Origin of the sequence: Pseudomonas sp. CFBP 13711, from assembly GCF_014842265.1 — a bacterium.
In the GTDB taxonomy this organism is placed as follows: domain Bacteria; phylum Pseudomonadota; class Gammaproteobacteria; order Pseudomonadales; family Pseudomonadaceae; genus Aquipseudomonas.
Map to the genome: position 1 here is coordinate 18,079 of NZ_JACYVI010000011.1, position 14,942 is coordinate 33,020.

The 14,942-nt window shown below is 63.0% G+C and carries 15 protein-coding genes; 5 read left to right on the forward strand and 10 right to left on the reverse strand.

Annotated features, from left to right (window positions below; translation table 11 throughout):
- Nucleotides 1-92 precede the first annotated feature (92 nt).
- The 5 genes from IFT47_RS19685 (at nucleotide 93) to IFT47_RS19705 (ending at nucleotide 5,179) form a co-directional block, all read left to right on the forward strand.
- On the forward strand, nucleotides 93-1,349 hold the full coding sequence (locus IFT47_RS19685; RefSeq protein ID WP_192172260.1) for an MFS transporter: 1,257 nt from the start codon (nucleotides 93-95) through the stop codon (nucleotides 1,347-1,349).
- A gap of 82 nt (nucleotides 1,350-1,431) precedes the next feature.
- Nucleotides 1,432-2,727 (forward strand): sensor histidine kinase, encoded by a 1,296-nt coding sequence (locus IFT47_RS19690; RefSeq protein ID WP_192172259.1) that lies wholly within the window; start codon nucleotides 1,432-1,434, stop codon nucleotides 2,725-2,727.
- A 258-nt stretch (nucleotides 2,728-2,985) separates the two neighbouring features.
- Entirely contained in the window at nucleotides 2,986-3,171 is a 186-nt protein-coding gene (locus IFT47_RS19695; RefSeq protein ID WP_192172258.1) for a hypothetical protein, read from the forward strand.
- A gap of 175 nt (nucleotides 3,172-3,346) precedes the next feature.
- On the forward strand, nucleotides 3,347-4,774 hold the full coding sequence (locus tag IFT47_RS19700; protein ID WP_274605507.1) for an ATPase domain-containing protein: 1,428 nt from the start codon (nucleotides 3,347-3,349) through the stop codon (nucleotides 4,772-4,774).
- A gap of 45 nt (nucleotides 4,775-4,819) precedes the next feature.
- On the forward strand, nucleotides 4,820-5,179 hold the full coding sequence (locus IFT47_RS19705) for a response regulator (RefSeq protein WP_192172256.1): 360 nt from the start codon (nucleotides 4,820-4,822) through the stop codon (nucleotides 5,177-5,179).
- A gap of 120 nt (nucleotides 5,180-5,299) precedes the next feature.
- On the opposite strand, the gene IFT47_RS19710 is transcribed toward IFT47_RS19705, so the two are convergent.
- The 10 genes from IFT47_RS19710 to IFT47_RS19755 form a co-directional block, all read right to left on the reverse strand.
- A complete protein-coding gene (locus IFT47_RS19710) occupies nucleotides 5,300-5,536 on the reverse strand; it encodes a hypothetical protein (protein WP_192172255.1) in 237 nt (78 codons plus the stop codon).
- 95 nt (nucleotides 5,537-5,631) lie between these two features.
- Complete coding sequence (locus IFT47_RS19715) at nucleotides 5,632-6,423, reverse strand: amino acid ABC transporter ATP-binding protein (RefSeq protein WP_192172254.1); 792 nt, start codon at nucleotides 6,421-6,423, stop codon at nucleotides 5,632-5,634.
- A complete protein-coding gene (gene ehuD, locus IFT47_RS19720) occupies nucleotides 6,416-7,066 on the reverse strand; it encodes an ectoine/hydroxyectoine ABC transporter permease subunit EhuD (protein ID WP_192172253.1) in 651 nt (216 codons plus the stop codon). The genes IFT47_RS19715 and ehuD overlap by 8 nt, the downstream gene beginning before the upstream one ends.
- A complete protein-coding gene (ehuC, locus tag IFT47_RS19725) occupies nucleotides 7,063-7,743 on the reverse strand; it encodes an ectoine/hydroxyectoine ABC transporter permease subunit EhuC (protein WP_192172252.1) in 681 nt (226 codons plus the stop codon). The genes ehuD and ehuC overlap by 4 nt, the downstream gene beginning before the upstream one ends.
- Before the next feature lie 384 nt (nucleotides 7,744-8,127).
- The gene (ehuB, locus tag IFT47_RS19730; protein WP_192172251.1) at nucleotides 8,128-9,000 is read right to left on the reverse strand and encodes an ectoine/hydroxyectoine ABC transporter substrate-binding protein EhuB; all 873 of its coding nucleotides are present in this window, start codon (nucleotides 8,998-9,000) and stop codon (nucleotides 8,128-8,130) included.
- A gap of 64 nt (nucleotides 9,001-9,064) precedes the next feature.
- Nucleotides 9,065-9,970, reverse strand: coding sequence for an aliphatic sulfonate ABC transporter substrate-binding protein (locus tag IFT47_RS19735; protein ID WP_244655905.1), 906 nt, complete (start codon nucleotides 9,968-9,970; stop codon nucleotides 9,065-9,067).
- 257 nt (nucleotides 9,971-10,227) lie between these two features.
- Nucleotides 10,228-10,749, reverse strand: coding sequence for a peptide-methionine (S)-S-oxide reductase MsrA (gene msrA / locus IFT47_RS19740; RefSeq protein WP_192172249.1), 522 nt, complete (start codon nucleotides 10,747-10,749; stop codon nucleotides 10,228-10,230).
- Nucleotides 10,750-10,882: 133 nt separating this feature from the next.
- Entirely contained in the window at nucleotides 10,883-11,857 is a 975-nt protein-coding gene (locus tag IFT47_RS19745; protein WP_192172248.1) for a GlxA family transcriptional regulator, read from the reverse strand.
- Between the two features lie 202 nt (nucleotides 11,858-12,059).
- Nucleotides 12,060-12,911 carry a sensor histidine kinase gene (locus IFT47_RS19750; protein ID WP_192172247.1) on the reverse strand — a complete coding sequence of 284 codons (852 nt, stop codon included), beginning with the start codon at nucleotides 12,909-12,911 and terminating at the stop codon, nucleotides 12,060-12,062.
- A gap of 211 nt (nucleotides 12,912-13,122) precedes the next feature.
- The gene (locus tag IFT47_RS19755; protein ID WP_192172246.1) at nucleotides 13,123-14,496 is read right to left on the reverse strand and encodes an LLM class flavin-dependent oxidoreductase; all 1,374 of its coding nucleotides are present in this window, start codon (nucleotides 14,494-14,496) and stop codon (nucleotides 13,123-13,125) included.
- Nucleotides 14,497-14,942 lie beyond the last annotated feature (446 nt).

Here is a 14,942-nt window from a genome sequence, read left to right on the forward strand (position 1 = left end):
CCTGACTGGAATCCCCCGCATGAAAAACATGAATTTTATTTATGGCCCCTAGCCCTCTACCGTGAGCGTATTCCGTTCACGGTAGAGCCGTCATGACCACGCCCTCTCAATCTCAGCCATCCCTCGTCGAAGAACACTGGAGGCGCAACCTGGCCGTCTGTGTGTTCGGCGCGTTCACCACCATCGTTGCGATGACCTTGCTGCTGCCGTTTCTGCCGCTGTATGTCGAGCACTTGGGCGTCACTGATCAGGCCGCCATCGTGCAGTGGTCAGGGGTGGCGTTTGGCGCGACCTTTCTGTCTGCCGCGCTGACCGCGCCGCTGTGGGGGCGGCTGGGTGATCGTTACGGGCGCAAGCTCATGCTGATTCGTGCCAGCCTGGGCATGGCGGTGGCGATGTCGCTGATCGGGCTGGCAGAGAACATTTACCAGTTGGTCGGGCTGCGTTTGCTGGCGGGGTTGCTCGGCGGCTATGCCTCCGGCGCGACCATTCTGGTCGCCACGCAGACGCCCAAGGCGCGCACCGGCTGGGCGCTGGGCATGCTCTCGTCGGGAATCATGGCCGGTAATCTGACCGGGCCGTTGATTGGCGGGCTGTTGCCGCCGCTGATCGGCATCCGCAGCACATTCTTCCTGGCCGGGGGCGTGATCTTTCTGACCTTCCTTGCCACGCTGTTTCTGATGAAGGAGGCGCCTCGGCCCAAGCGTCAGACTGGCGTGGCGAAAGCGCCGGCTGTGCGGGCCTGGGACGTCATCGCGGACAGGAAACCGGTGCTGACCATGCTGGTTGTGGCCTGTCTGGTGATGTTTTCGCTCATGTCCATCGAGCCGATCATCACCGTGTACCTGACCCAGATGCACAGCGAAAACGTCACGCTGATGGCCGGGCTGGTGATGTCGGTCACTGCACTGGCAAGTGTGTTGTCGGCCTCGCGGATCGGCAAGCTCGCCGACCGCATCGGCCACTGGAAAGTGGTCATCGGCTGTCTGACGGCGGCGGCTGTCTTGCTCATTCCCCAGGCGTTCGTCACCCATGCCTGGCAGCTGGTGCTGCTGCGTTTTCTCATGGGCATCGCCCTGGGTGGCCTGTTGCCGTGCATTGCGGCGATCATCCGCCATTCGGTGCCCGACGCCGTCGCCGGGCGCATGCTCGGCTACTCCACGTCCTGCCAGTACATCGGCCAGGTGCTGGGGCCACTGACCGGGGGATACCTGGGCGGGCATTTCGGCATGCCGGTGGTCTTCATCGTCACCTGCCTGCTGATGGGCGGGTGCGCGGCCGGCATGTTGCTCATGCGGCCGCTGATTTCCGCTGGGAACGGCTTCAGCCGCAAAGAGCGCGGCATTTGACAAAACCATGACATCCCGCACCGGATAATCGCCGCCGGTGGGGCCACGCCCCGGATTCGAGTACCGCCATGCACGGACCTTCATGGACATCAAACACAGCCTTAAACAACGGATTGTCATCGTATTTGCGTTGATGAGCGCGCTGGTCGCCGGGGTATTCGCCGTCGGCATCATCGCCACCGTGCACGTGGTCGAAAAGCGCCTGACGATCATGAGCCTGGGCGGCAATCTGCACCGGCTGCTGGCCGTGGACAGCGTCAACGACTGGCGCCACCGGCCGGAAAAAGACGAGTTGTTCTACGCCGACGAGGGCGTCGGTGACCTCGCCATGAGCGACGACCTCAAGGGCCTGCGCCCGGGATTCCAGGAGTTCTTTCGCGGCAAGAAAGCCTATTACGCCATGGTCTCCGAGGTAAACGGGCGCCACTACGTGCTGCTGCGTGATCAGCGCAAGTTCGAAAAGCGCGAGCGCATTCTGTTCGGTGTGGTGCTGGTCGGTTTCTTTCTCAGCGTGCTGTTGGCGGTGCTGCTGGGTCGGCTGCTCGCGTCCCGGGTGATCACGCCGGTGTCGCGCCTGGCCGGCCAGGTGCGTCATCGCGATCAGTTGCTGGAGATGGCGCCGGTGCTCGCCAGCGACTACGCCAACGATGAAGTCGGTGCGCTGGCCCGATCATTCGATGAAACCCTGGGCCGGCTGCGCGCCGCATTGAGCCGCGAGAAGCTGTTCACCAGCGACGTCAGCCATGAACTGCGCACGCCGCTCATGGTGCTGGCGACGTCCTGCGAATTGCTGATGGAATACCCGGCGCTGGACGACCGCTCCCGCACGCAGGTAAAGCGCATCGGCAAGGCCACGGCGGGGATGAACCAACTGGTCGAAACCTTCCTGCTGCTGGCGCGCACGGAGGGCAAGAACACGCCTCAGGGTCAGCGTTCTTCGCTGGTGCTGATTGCCGATGAGCTGGTGGACACCTGGCGCACGCCCATCGAAGCCAAAGGCTTGCGCTTTATCTATCAGCGCCACGACGGCGACGGTGAGGTCTACAACGCGCCCTTGCTGCGCTCGGTGATGGGCAATCTGCTGCGCAACGCTTGGCATTACACCGATCAGGGGTTCATTCAGCTGACCCTGCGCAGTGATGGTTTCAGCGTCGAGGACAGCGGCATCGGCATCCCGCTGGAAAAACAGCAGGCCATGTTCCAGCCCTTCGTGCGCGGCGATGAGCAACGCGGGGAAGGGCTGGGCCTGGGGTTGTCGCTGGTTCAGCGAATCTGCGCCAATCAGCACTGGACCGTGACCCTGACCAGCCGCGATGACGGCGGATGCTGTTTTACCGTGTTGCTGAATCTCGATGAGGCCGGGGAAAAACGGGTGTGAGCGCCCTCCGTTTTGCGTTGTAACGGCCGACGCCTTCCCGGCAGTAGGACCGGCTTCAGCCGGGAAGAGGCCAGTGGGTACAGTCTCAATTTTGCAGCGGGACTATTGACGCCTTCCCGGCTAAAGCCGGTCCTACAGTTGAGGTCGTAGCCAATCCAGCTCGGTGCACACGACACCGTTCACTCCATTGGTCCGGTGAACCGCACGAGTGCCTGCCGGTGCGCTCCAACACCTGCCTCCCTCAATGGACCTGCAACCATGTGCCCAGACCGCTCATCACTCGTTCGCGGGGCTGCTGACGATCAACCGGCTGACCCTGACGACACGCCTGAATACCCGTTGTCCGCCCCCATCAAGCCCGACGATCCCGAGCGGCGCACCGAGCAGTCCCAGGCCGAGACGGACGGCTGTGCCCCGGAACCCGGATCCGATTCGGTCGAGTGATAAACACCCGTTCGAATGGGTTTGCCGCGATGTCTGTCGGCGAATGCGTGTGAATCTGTCATGAGAATTGATGATTGCCCTTGGAAAGCTTCCTTAAAAACTCAATAATCCGCGATTAGTCGCGGACTTAACTCGCAATATTCACGACGCCAATATGGTGGCGGAGGAAGCAAATTTGAATCAGCTAAAACGCCTTCAGAGCGGAATTGAAGGGCTTGATGAGCTGCTAATGGGCGGTTTCGTTGCCGGATCCTCGTACATCATTCAGGGCCGACCGGGCTCCGGAAAAACCATTCTGGCCAACCAGATCGGTTTCAATCACATCCGCAATGGCGGCCGAGTGCTGTTCGCGACCCTGCTCGCCGAACCCCACGAGCGGCTGTTTCAGTTTCTTTCCACGCTGAGCTTCTTCGACAAGGACCGGGTCGGCGACCAGATCCAGTTCGTGAGCGCGTTCGACACCATGGAAAACGACGGCCTCGATGAAGTCGTCAAGCTGCTGCGCCGGGAGATCGTCCGCCAGAAGTCCACGGTGATGATCCTCGACGGGCTGCTCAATGCCCGCTCCAAAGCCGAATCCACCCTCAACACCAAACGCTTTATCTCCGAATTGCAGGGCCATGCCGCCTTCGCCGGTTGCACGGTGTTCTTCCTGACCAGCTCCCAGCTGGATGACGGCAGCCCCGAACACACCATGGTCGACGGCGTGCTGGAAATGGGTGAAGAACTGGTCGGCAACCGTTCCGTACGCCGCATCAAGGCGCGCAAGACCCGCGGCAGCGGCGCCATCCCCGGCGCCCACGAATGCGAAATCACCGAAAACGGCCTGGTCGTCTACCCGCGCCTCGAAAGCACCATCACCCACTCGGCGCTGCGCGACAGCGCGGAATTCAGTGTCGTCCCCAGCGGCATCGACACGCTGGACCCGTTGATTGGCGGTGGTCTGGTGGAATCGTCGGTGACCTTGCTCCTCGGCCCGTCGGGCACTGGCAAGACCACATTCGGCCTCAATTTCCTCGCTCGCTCGACGCCCGACGAGCCCGGGTTGTTGTTTGGCTTCTACGAGTCGCCCCAGCGCCTTCGGGTGAAGGCGGCGGCGCTCGGGCTGGACTTCGAAGCGCTGGAGCGCGCCGGTGCGCTGCACATTGCCTGGAAATCGGCGAGCGCCGAGTTGATCGACAAACTGGCCCTCGACCTGCTGCGGATCGTCGAGCAGCAGGGCATCAAGCGGGTGTTCCTCGACAGCCTCGGTGGCATGGCCCGCGCTTCGGCCGATCAATCGCGGATTCTCGACCTCTTCAGTGCCCTGATGAGCGAGCTTCGCGCCCGTGGCGTCACGGTGGTCTGCAGCTGGGAAATCCGCGGCCTGATCGGCGGCAAGATCGACGCCCCGGCCCCGGACATGTCGGGCATTGTCGACAACCTCATGCTGATCCGCTTTGCGCAATCGACAGCGGGGCTGACCCGCCAACTGTCGATCCTCAAAATCCGCGATAACCCCTACGACCCGGCCCTGCTGGACGTCTTGATTGGCGAGCAGGGTCTGACTGTGAAAAAGGCTGCGTTTCATGCCCTCGACGATTCAGGCAATGCAACGGCGTAGAAGTCGTCATCGAGCCGATGATCGCTCGTTCGCGCGGAGGGCTGCATGACCACGATTCTGATTGTCGATGATGAATACCTCATCGCCGACATACTGAGCTTCGCGCTGGAAGACGAAGGCTACCTGACCGTCACCGCCAGCAGCGGATTGAAGGCCCTCGGCATTCTCGAACGCGAGCGCCCGCAGCTGATCATCACCGATTACATGATGCCCGGGATGAACGGCATCGAGCTGGCGGAAGCGGTTCGCATGAATCAGAGCCTGGGGCAGATTCCCATTGTGCTGATGAGCGGTGCGCAGTCCCATCTGGGCATCGCCCGGCCCGATCTGTTCAGCAAGGTGTTCGACAAGCCCTTCGAGATCAGCGCGGTGCTCGACGCCGTGCGCGCGCTGCTGGGCACCTAGGCCGGCTTCAGCCGGGAAGAGGCCGGTACCGACGCCATCGTTATTGCGGCGCGGCAGGTGTTGCCGGGAGTGGATACACGCTCAGGAGAGCAGGGCGGCTGTAAGGCCGCCTGGATTGAATCAACGGCCGTCAGCAACCTTGCGTTCGATCTCAGCTGACTTTCTGTTCAGCTCTTCGGCGTCCTGTTCCTTTTCCCGAATGGAGGTCGGGGTGATGACTTCGTCCACCGCGCGGGTGTTGTCGTCGGTGTCGTTGAGGTCTCGCTGTACGACGTTGACGGGTTTGCCGGCGCTGTCGAGGGTTGGCGCGTCGGGCTGGGTGACGTTGTGTGGGTCGATTGGGGTGTCATTGCTCATGGATTCATCCTCGCTGTGGGGTATGAAGGTTGGATGTGTGAGCGGTCGGCGAGTTCGGTTTTTTTCGACGGCGCACTAACCTGATCCGCGGCCGATCAACGTTGCTCCACCAGATTGAGAAAGCGCCGCGTGCGCTCGTTGTCCGGGTCGACCAGCACCTCGGTCGGCGAGCCATCGGCGACGATGCGCCCGGCCTCCATGAACAGCACGCGGTCGGCGATGTCCTGGGCGAACTTCATTTCGTGGGTCACCAGCAGCATGGTCATCTGCTGCTCGTGGGCGATGGCACGGATCACCGCCAGCACTTCACCGACCAGCTCCGGGTCCAGCGCGGAGGTGACCTCGTCGAACAGCATCACCTGGGGCCGCATGGCCAGCGCCCGGGCGATCGCGACGCGCTGTTGCTGGCCGCCGGAAAGCTGCGCGGGATAGGCATCGGCCTTGTGGCTCAAACCGACCAGCCCGAGGTATTGATGGGCGCGCTCCAGGGCCTCTTCGCGACTGAGCTTGAGCACCTGAAGCGGCGCTTCGGTGACGTTCTGCTGCACGGTCAGGTGCGGAAACAGGTTGAACTGCTGAAACACCATGCCCACCCGGTGCACCACCGGTGGCTTTTTCGCGCCGGGCCAGTGCCAGCCGCCGGATTTGGCCGGCACCGGCGCGCCGGCCACCTCAATGCTGCCGTGCTGATAGGCCTCAAGGCCCTTGATCAGGCGCAGCACCGTGGATTTGCCCGAACCGCTAGGGCCGATCAGCGCGACTTTCTGGCCGGCGGGAATGCTCAGGTCCAGGTGATCGATGACCCGGGTCGCGCCGAAGTTTTTCACCACTTGCTTGAGGATGATCTGCGGCGAAGCGCCGGGCAGAGCGTGTGCGAGATCAGACATGGCTGCGCCTCTCGAAATATTTGAACAACAGGGAGGTCGGCACGCTGATCGCCAGAAACATCAGCGCCATCACCGTGTAGGGCTCGTTGTAGCGGTAGGTCATGCCGGCGATCTGTTTCGCCGCCTGGAACAGCTCGGGAATGGTGATCACCGCCAGCAGCGGGGTTTCCTTGAACATGCCGATGAGGTAATTGCCGAGCACCGGCAGCATCGGCTTGAGGGCTTGGGGCAGGACGATCCGCCGCCACGTCGTGGCGCTGTCGAAATCCAGTGCCCTGGCCGCTTCCCATTGACCGGCCGGCACGCCTTCGATGGCACCGCGAAAGGCTTCGGCAATGTAGGCCGCGTAGTACAGCCCCAGCCCGATCACTCCGGTGGAAATCGGCGGCAGGGTCAGGCCGGCCAGGGGCAGGGCGAAGAACAGCACGTACAGCTGAACCATCAGCGGCGTGTGCCGAAAGAAGCTCAGGTAGCCGGCGCTCAGTCGTTGCACCAGCGTTTTTTTCGAGCGCTGGGCGATGGCCAGCAGCAGACCGAGCAGCACCGCCAGCAGAAAGCCGAGGATCACCACTTGCAGCGTCACCAGCAGCCCCTGAAACAGATCGGGGACGATGGACCAGGCGAAGGCGTAATCGAAGTTCATGGCGCCACCCCGCGACGCCAGTGGGTGACCCGTCGCTCATAGCGCTTGACCAGCCAACTGAGCGGCCAGGCCATGACGAAATAACACACCAGCACAATGCTCCAGATCAGCGTCTGCTGACCCAGGGTGGTGATCAGTTGACCGCCGGAAAAGGTCAGGTCGCTGAGGGTGATCAATGACACCAGCGAGGTGGTCTTTAACAGTTCGACCAATTGATTGCCCATCGGCGGCAGCATGAACGGCAGCGCCTGGGGCAGGATGATTCGGCGAAACGCGTTGATCGCGTCGAAGTCCAGGGCCTTGATCGCGTCGCGCTGGCCCCGGGCGACGTTGCTCAGGGCCGAGCGGACGATTTCCGAACCGTAGGCCGAGAAGGTCAGGCCCAGGCCGAGAATGCCGGTGGTCATCGGGGCCAGGGTGATGCCAAACAGCGGCAGGATGAAGAACAGGTAAAACAGCAGCACCAGGGCGGATATGCCACGCAGGATTTCGACGTAGACCGTCGCGATCCAGCGCCAAGCGCGCCACGGCGACAGGCGCATCAGCGCGATGACAAACGACATCACCACCACGACGACTTGGGCGAAGAAGGTGATTTCAAGGGTGACCAGTGCGCCGTTGGCCAGTTGGCGGGCGATGAAGCGCGCGGTGTCCAGGGTGGAAGCATCAAAAAGCATGGGCCGTACTCGTATGGGCTGGGGCCGTTATGTTGCGGGGTGAAAAATCAACTTTGCGGTGTGCCTATCGACGCCTTCCCGGCTAAAGCCGGTCCCACTGAATGCACGCGATCCCACAGTAGGACCGGCTTTAGCCGGGAAGAGGCCCGTGCAGGCGCCATCAATTTTGCGGTGTGCTCACCGACGCCTTCCCGGCTGAAGCCGGTCCCACTGAATGCACGCGATCCCGCTGTAGGACCGGCTTCAGCCGGGAAGAGGCCCGTGCAGGCGCCATCAATTTTGCGGTGTGCTCACCGACGCCTTCCCGGCTGAAGCCGGTCCTACAATGGCATCGGCATCGGCATCGGCATCGGCATCGGCATCGGCATCAGCATCAGGTCGGCATCAGCGGTTGCAGCGTTGCTCGGCCGTCACGTCTGCGGGTGGCAGTTCGTTTTCGGTGTAGCCGTATTTCTGCAGGATCTTCAGCAGGTCGCCGGACGCGCGCAGTTTCGCCAGTTGCTCATTGAACGCCTGGGTAAACGCCGGATCGTTTTTCGGCAGGCCGTAGGCGTGGTAATTCCAGGTCGGTTTGCCGCCGGCATCCGGGATCTGCTCGAACGGCAGCGCCCGTTCAACCGGCGTGCCCTCGGCTTTTTTCAGCAGGCCGATGATCTCGGCATCCGGGAAGTACACCACGTCGACGCGGTCGGCCTGCAGCGCGGCGAGGGCTTCAGTGTCCTTGTCGAAGAGCACAACGTTGCCATTGCTGATGCCGCTGTCCTTGGCTTCCTGCACCTGATTGCTGCCGGGCTGGGTCGCCAGCCGCGCCTTGCCGTTGGCTGCGACGTCCTTGAGGCTGTGCAGCTTCAGCGGGTTGCCGGCCTTGACCAGAAACGCGCCGCCGGAACGGGTGACCGGGTTGGAATAGCCAATCACTTTGCAGCGCGCCGGATTGATGAACAGGCCGGCACCGATCAGATCGAAACGACCTGCCGCAAGACCCGGCACCAGCGAGCCGAACTCGGTGATCGGCAGCTCAACCTTGCTGATGCCCAGGGGCTCCAGAATGGCCCGGAGGATTTCGACGTTGGCGCCGACGATTTTCCCGTCAGTGCCCACGTACGCATAGGGTTGCTCATTGGCGATGCCGGCGGTCAGGCCCTGACTGCGGCCCTTTTCCAGCAGGCCGGCGACGGCGGAGAACGAAAACACGGCATTCAGCAGCAGGGCGGAGCCGAGTACGGCAGACAGCGACAGCGGTTTTAAGCCTTTCATCAAGTGCGCTCAAGAGTGGGAATGAAGGGTCAGGTGCAGCGGTTGGCAACGCCAGGTGCTCCATTCATGGCGTCCAGATGTCCACGTCCTTGGCATCCACAGCAGTGGGCAATAGCCCGGCCTTGAAAAAGGCATCGGCGATCTTCTGTTGTTCGCCCAGTTGGTCGGTCTTCACCGGCTCGACCTGATAACTGCGATGTGCGTTGGCGGCCTCGACGGTTTCCACGTCCAGATTGCCCCATAGCGGGCCGAGCACTTGCGCGGCTTCCCGGGGGTGGCCTTTGATCCAGCCGCCGGCCTCTTGCAGCTGTTCGTAAACCCGCTTCAGCACCTCGGGATGCGCCTTGGCGTAGGGCGTGCTGGTCAGGTAATAGCGCTTGTAACTGGCCAGGCCGACGCCGTCATTCAACGTGCGCGTCGGCAACTGGCGTTGCACGCTGGTGAGGAAGGGTTCCCACGTCACCCAGGCGTCGACCTTGCCATTCTCGAACGCCGCCCGGCCGTCTGCCGGGGACAGGTACGCCGGCTGGATATCGGAGAACGAAAGGCCGGCCTTGTTCAGCGCGGCGATCAACAGGTAATGGGTGCCGGCCGCCTTGGTCACGGCGATCTTCTTGCCTTTCAAATCCGACAACTGGCGGATCGGCGAGTCAGTGCGCACAACGATGGCCTGGGCGGCGGGCGAGGGCGACTCTTCAGCAAAATAGGTGAGTTTGGCCTTCGCGGCCTGGGCGAAGATCGGCACGGTATCGGCGACGTCCGCGCTGATGTCGACATTGCCGACGTTCAAGGCTTCAAGCAGGGGCAGACCGCTGGGGAACTCGTGCCAGGTGATGTCAATGTTGTCTTTCCCCAGTGCCTCCTCGAGGGTGCCCTGGGTTTTGAGCAGGGTGATCAGGGTGGAGGATTTCTGGTAACCGATGCGCACCGTTTCTCGAGCACTCGCCGACAGCGCGAAACCGCTCGCCATCGCAGCGACCAGGCCGGTCAGCAATGCGTTTCGAATGAAAGTGCCAGCGATGGTACGAAGAATGGGCATGGCGAACTCGTGGCGAGTGAGGCGCGAAAGGGCGCAAGCCACGAATCATAATGTTCTAAAAAGAATTGGATAAATATCGTTTGGTTATTAGTTTATGCACGGATGCCAGTTGGAGACTCTACTCCGGCGATGACCGTGATGTGCGAGGGACCGCTCTGGCACGCGGCCCCCCGTCAAAGTAAACCCAATCAGGCGGTAGTGGCCTTGTCCCGCACCGGCAGTGTCCAGTTTGGGCGAATGAAATGGCAGGTGTAGCCGTTGGGGATGCGCTCCAGGTAATCCTGATGCTCGGGCTCGGCTTCCCAGAACGGTCCGGCCGGGGCAATTTCGGTGACGACTTTGCCCGGCCACAGGCCCGAGGCATCGACCTCGGCCACGGTGTCCAGGGCCACGGCTTTCTGCTGGTCGTTGAGGTAGAAAATCGCGGAGCGATAGCTCACGCCCCGGTCATTGCCCTGGCGGTTCGGGGTCGACGGGTCATGAATCTGGAAGAAGAATTCCAGGATTTTGCGGTAGGAAATTTGCTTGGGGTCGAAGACGATTTCGATGGCTTCGGCGTGGGTGCCGTGGTTGCGATAGGTGGCGTTGTCAACGTCGCCACCGGAGTAGCCGACGCGGGTCGAGACGACGCCGGGGTAGCGGCGCAGCAAGTCCTGCATGCCCCAGAAGCAGCCTCCGGCAAGCAGCGCGGTTTCGGTGTGGGTGGTCATGGGCAAGTCCTTCCAGGGATTGAACGGTGTGTGTTTCAGACAAGCAGCGCAGTGTGCGTGTCTGCGAGCTTGTTGGCGAGTGTGCGGCGCAACGGCCGCCCTTGAAGATCAGATGACTGACGCGCGCACTCGTTCAGTCGCCGCCGAACTGCTGACGGTATTGTCCGGGCGTCACGCCAATGCGCTCGCTGAATGCCTTGCGCATGTGCCGCGCGCTGCCAAAGCCGCAACGACTGGCCACGACCTTGAGGGGCAGGTCGCTGCCTTCGAGCAGTTTGCGTGAATGGTCGATGCGCGCGTTGAGCAGAAATTGCATGGGCGTCAGGCTGACTTCGCGCTGGAACGCCCGAGCGAAATTGCGCGGGCTCATCGCCGCCAGGTCGGCCATTCGCTGCACGGTGTAGGGCTCATCAATGTGGTCGACGACGTAGGCCTGCACCCGGGCGATCGCGCTGTCATCCCGGGGCACCGCCGCCAGCAACGGGCCGTAGGGCGTTTGTCCGCCCTGACGCTTCATCACCACCAGCAGCACTTTGGCGACCTCCAGCGCGACCTCTTTGCCGTGGTCTTCGGCGACGATGGCCAGGGCCATGTCGATCCCCGCTGTAATGCCGCCGGAAGTGATCAGGTTGCGGTCGACCACGTAGATCTGCTCGGTTTCGACCCGGGAGGCGGGAAAGCGCCGAGCCAACCGCTCAACGTAGTTCCAGTGAGTGGTGCAGCGGTAACCGTCGAGCAGGCCGGCGTCACCCAACAGAAACGCGCCGGTGCAGATCGCCCCGAAACGCCGGGCGCTCTGGGCGGCGGTAGGCAACCAGGCGTCGAGTTGCGGATGGCTGACGCCGTACGCGCCCGGTCCGCCGGGGACCAGCAGCAGGTCGATGTCGGCTGGGAGATCGTCCAGCGCCAGGTCTGCCTGAACCTTGAGCCCACAGGAGCTGCGGATGAGCAGCGGGGGTTCGGCCACGGTGATCAGTCGGTATTGCTTCTCCGGCGCCAGCAGTCGATTGGAAATCGAAAAAACGTCCATGGGGCCGGTCACGTCGAGCATGAGCACGTCGTTGAACAGCACCACCGCCACTGTTTTCTGCTTTGGAATGTCGCGCATGCCTTGATCGCCTTTCTGTTACCGCCACTGCCAGCGCAGGGGGCACGAGCCTGAATCCAGGCGGCATTCTAGGGGATTGCGCGAACGAATGTGAATGATTGGCGTTTGGACACAATCGTGGGTGTGCGGCGTGGTTGGCGCGCCCGATTGAACCCTGTTTCATGAGGCGTCGTTGGGGGATGGCTAGAGGACGGGCAGCCTTTCAGTAACAGCACGTCGGCAGCTGAACGCGGATGCGCGCGCCACCGCTGGCCGAGGCTTGTGCCCAGATGCGGCCGTGATGGGCGTCCACCACCGCGCGACAGATCGCCAGCCCGACGCCGAGGCCGCTGCTCTTGGTGGTATAGAACGCGCCGAAGATCTGTTCGCGACGGTCTGCCGGGATGCCCGGGCCGTTGTCTTCGACGCACACCTCAACACCGTCATCGAGGGTGAACGAATTGATGCGCAGGACAGCGGCGGCGCGGTTACCGGCCATGGCTTCCACGGCATTGGTGATGAGGTTGACCAGCAATTGCTGCAACTGCACGGCGTCGGCGACGATGGATTGGTCGACGAACAAACCGGTTTCGAGCCGCACCCGCTGGGCGGTAAGCGCAGGCTGGGTGAGGCGTATGGCTTCGCGAATGACGTCGTCAATCTTCAGGATCTGCAGCTGCAAAGGCGTCTGACGGGCCAGCGCGCCCAGGGCCTTGACGATGTTGGCAGCGCGTTCGCAGCCGGCGCGGATGTCCTTCAGACCGGCAATGGCCTCTTCGATCTCTGGCACGTCGCGCTGCAGCCAGCGCAGGCTGGCAGCGGCATTGGCGGCGATGCCCAGCAGAGGCTGGCAGATTTCATGGGCGATGGAGGCGCTGAACTCGGCCATCTTGCGGGCGTGAAGGCTCTGGGCGTAATCGCTTTGCGCGGCGGCGTCCTGATTGCAGACGGGAGTGATGCGCGCGGCCGGGTGCGCAAGGGGCTGCAGAGAAGGGTGCCGAATCGCCTCCGGCCAGTGTTGTTCCGCTGGCGGCGGGAAGCGGTCATAAAGAGGAGATTGATGTTCGTCCAGCATCGTAGCCCCCGGCGGTTCGAAGTCCTGTGCTTCGTCGCGCTTGAGTATACGCAGCGTGTCCGGCTTGAAACGGCGGCGAAGGCGCTTTGGCAGGAACGGGCACCCTGATGTCTGTCAGGGTCCCCACAGCACCCGCCCAATTGGACCGCGCGCACATAGTGGGACCGTGATTACCTTGTAGGACTGGCTTTAGCCGGGAAAGGCTCAGTTGTCACACCGCTAGCAGAACGCCGCGCGCAAGCGCTGCCGGGTGGGCCGGGTAGGGCAGGCCCAGCCGTTCGCGCAGGGTCTTGCCGGTCGGCCCGTCGGCGGGCACCAGGCCGCGGCGTTTGAGCTCCGGCAGGATCAGCGCAATGAAATCGTCCAGTCCTTCGGGATAGGTCGGCGGCAGGATATTGAAGCCGTCGGCACCGTACCCTTCAAACCACGCTTGCAGTTGATCGACCACTTCTTCGGGTGAGCCGACCAGGGTCCAGTGACCCCGTGCGCCGGCCAGCCGCAGGTACAACTCGCGGATGCTCAGCCCCTCGGCGGCCAGTTGCAGAATCAATTGCTGGCGGCTTTTCGAGGCGTTGGTGGCAGGCAGGTCCTGGGGCAGCGGCCCGTCCAGCGGCAGGTGCGAGAGGTCGACGCCGCCGAGCAGCCCGGACAGCAAACTCAGGCCGACTTCCGGGTGCACCAGATTCTGCAGGCGCTGATGTTTGGCGTGGGCTTCGGCGGAGGTCGGCGCGGTGAAGATCGTCACCCCGGGCAGAATCTTGATGTGCTCCGGTTTGCGCCCCAGCACCGCCGCGCGGGATTTGATGTCGCTGTAGAACGCCTGGGCGTCGCCGAGATTCTGGTGCGCGGCGAAGATCGCTTCAGCGGTTGCGGCCGCGAGCGCACGCCCATCCTCGGAAGCACCCGCCTGCACCAGCACCGGTTTGCCCTGGGGCGAGCGCAGCACGTTCAGCGGCCCGCGCACATGGAAGTGCTCGCCCCGGTGGTCGGCCCGGTGCAGCTTGCTGCGGTCCAGAAACACGCCGCTGTCCTTGTCCAGCAGCAGCGTGTCGTCCTCCCAGCTGTCCCACAACTTGTCGACCACCTCATGAAATTCCCGCGCCCGGCTGTAGCGGTCGGCGTGCGCCGCCTGCTCGCCCTGATGCCCGCCGCCGAAATTCTTCGCTGCGTCGGGGTCGCTGCTGGTGACCAGGTTCCAGCCCACGCGACCGCCGCTGATCTGGTCCAGCGAGGCGAACTGTCGCGCCAGGTTGTACGGCTCGCTGTAACTGGTGCTGGCCGTGGCAATCAGACCGATGCGCGAGGTCACGGTCGCCAGGGCCGACAACAGCGTCAGCGGCTCGAAGCTCAGGCTCGGCGCGATGACCCGGTCGAACGTCGGTGCATCGATGCCCCTGACGGACACGCTGTCGGCGAGGAACAGCGTGTCGAACCCGGCCGCCTCGGCCTTGTGCGCCAGATCAATGAAGTGGTCCAGCCGAGTGCCCGCGTCGGCCTCGGAACCGCTGTCGCGCCACGCGGCGATGTGATGCCCGGTGGCCCGCAGGAACAGGCCGAGCTTGAGGGTTTCAGTGCGTTGGGTCATGGGGTGGCTCCTGGATCGGATCGGAACAGGCGAGGTCCGCGGCACGGCTTGTTGTGCGTAAAGCCCGAAAGCGCGGAGTGCTGTGGAGATAGCAAGGCGTATGCCCACGCCGCTGGGTCGGCTAGACGGCGATGCGGCATCGACAAAAAAGCCAGCCATGGCAATGCCTTGGGTAAGCGCGGTGCCAGCCTGTGCTTCGGACCTCCAATCATCGAAGCCGCTGACACTGTTGTCCCAGCAACAGCACTCCACCACTTGCCATGCAAAACAAACAGTTACGCCCCTTAACGACCCTCGATCGCGCTGAATCCCGGGACCTTCCGGCGTGGCATAAAGCCTGCAATGACCCACAAACGAACCCGCGTCGACCCACCCATGGGGTCGCGTTTTACCCGTCATTGGCAGGAGTTAATGTGTCTACCGCCCCATCAACGATCCTTCACAAC

Bases quoted from the DNA above. Each gene is read 5' to 3' on its own strand.
- ehuB (WP_192172251.1), bottom strand. From the start codon at position 9,000: ATGAAAGGCTTAAAACCGCTGTCGCTGTCTGCCGTACTCGGCTCCGCC.
- IFT47_RS19710 (WP_192172255.1), bottom strand. From the start codon at position 5,536: ATGAGCAATGACACCCCAATCGACCCACACAACGTCACCCAGCCCGAC.
- IFT47_RS19685 (WP_192172260.1), top strand. From the start codon at position 93: ATGACCACGCCCTCTCAATCTCAGCCATCCCTCGTCGAAGAACACTGG.
- IFT47_RS19715 (WP_192172254.1), bottom strand. From the start codon at position 6,423: ATGTCTGATCTCGCACACGCTCTGCCCGGCGCTTCGCCGCAGATCATC.
- msrA (WP_192172249.1), bottom strand. From the start codon at position 10,749: ATGACCACCCACACCGAAACCGCGCTGCTTGCCGGAGGCTGCTTCTGG.
- ehuC (WP_192172252.1), bottom strand. From the start codon at position 7,743: ATGCTTTTTGATGCTTCCACCCTGGACACCGCGCGCTTCATCGCCCGC.
- IFT47_RS19750 (WP_192172247.1), bottom strand. From the start codon at position 12,911: ATGCTGGACGAACATCAATCTCCTCTTTATGACCGCTTCCCGCCGCCA.
- IFT47_RS19695 (WP_192172258.1), top strand. From the start codon at position 2,986: ATGTGCCCAGACCGCTCATCACTCGTTCGCGGGGCTGCTGACGATCAA.
- IFT47_RS19735 (WP_244655905.1), bottom strand. From the start codon at position 9,970: ATGGCGAGCGGTTTCGCGCTGTCGGCGAGTGCTCGAGAAACGGTGCGC.
- IFT47_RS19705 (WP_192172256.1), top strand. From the start codon at position 4,820: ATGACCACGATTCTGATTGTCGATGATGAATACCTCATCGCCGACATA.
- IFT47_RS19745 (WP_192172248.1), bottom strand. From the start codon at position 11,857: ATGCGCGACATTCCAAAGCAGAAAACAGTGGCGGTGGTGCTGTTCAAC.
- ehuD (WP_192172253.1), bottom strand. From the start codon at position 7,066: ATGAACTTCGATTACGCCTTCGCCTGGTCCATCGTCCCCGATCTGTTT.
- IFT47_RS19690 (WP_192172259.1), top strand. From the start codon at position 1,432: ATGGACATCAAACACAGCCTTAAACAACGGATTGTCATCGTATTTGCG.
- IFT47_RS19755 (WP_192172246.1), bottom strand. From the start codon at position 14,496: ATGACCCAACGCACTGAAACCCTCAAGCTCGGCCTGTTCCTGCGGGCC.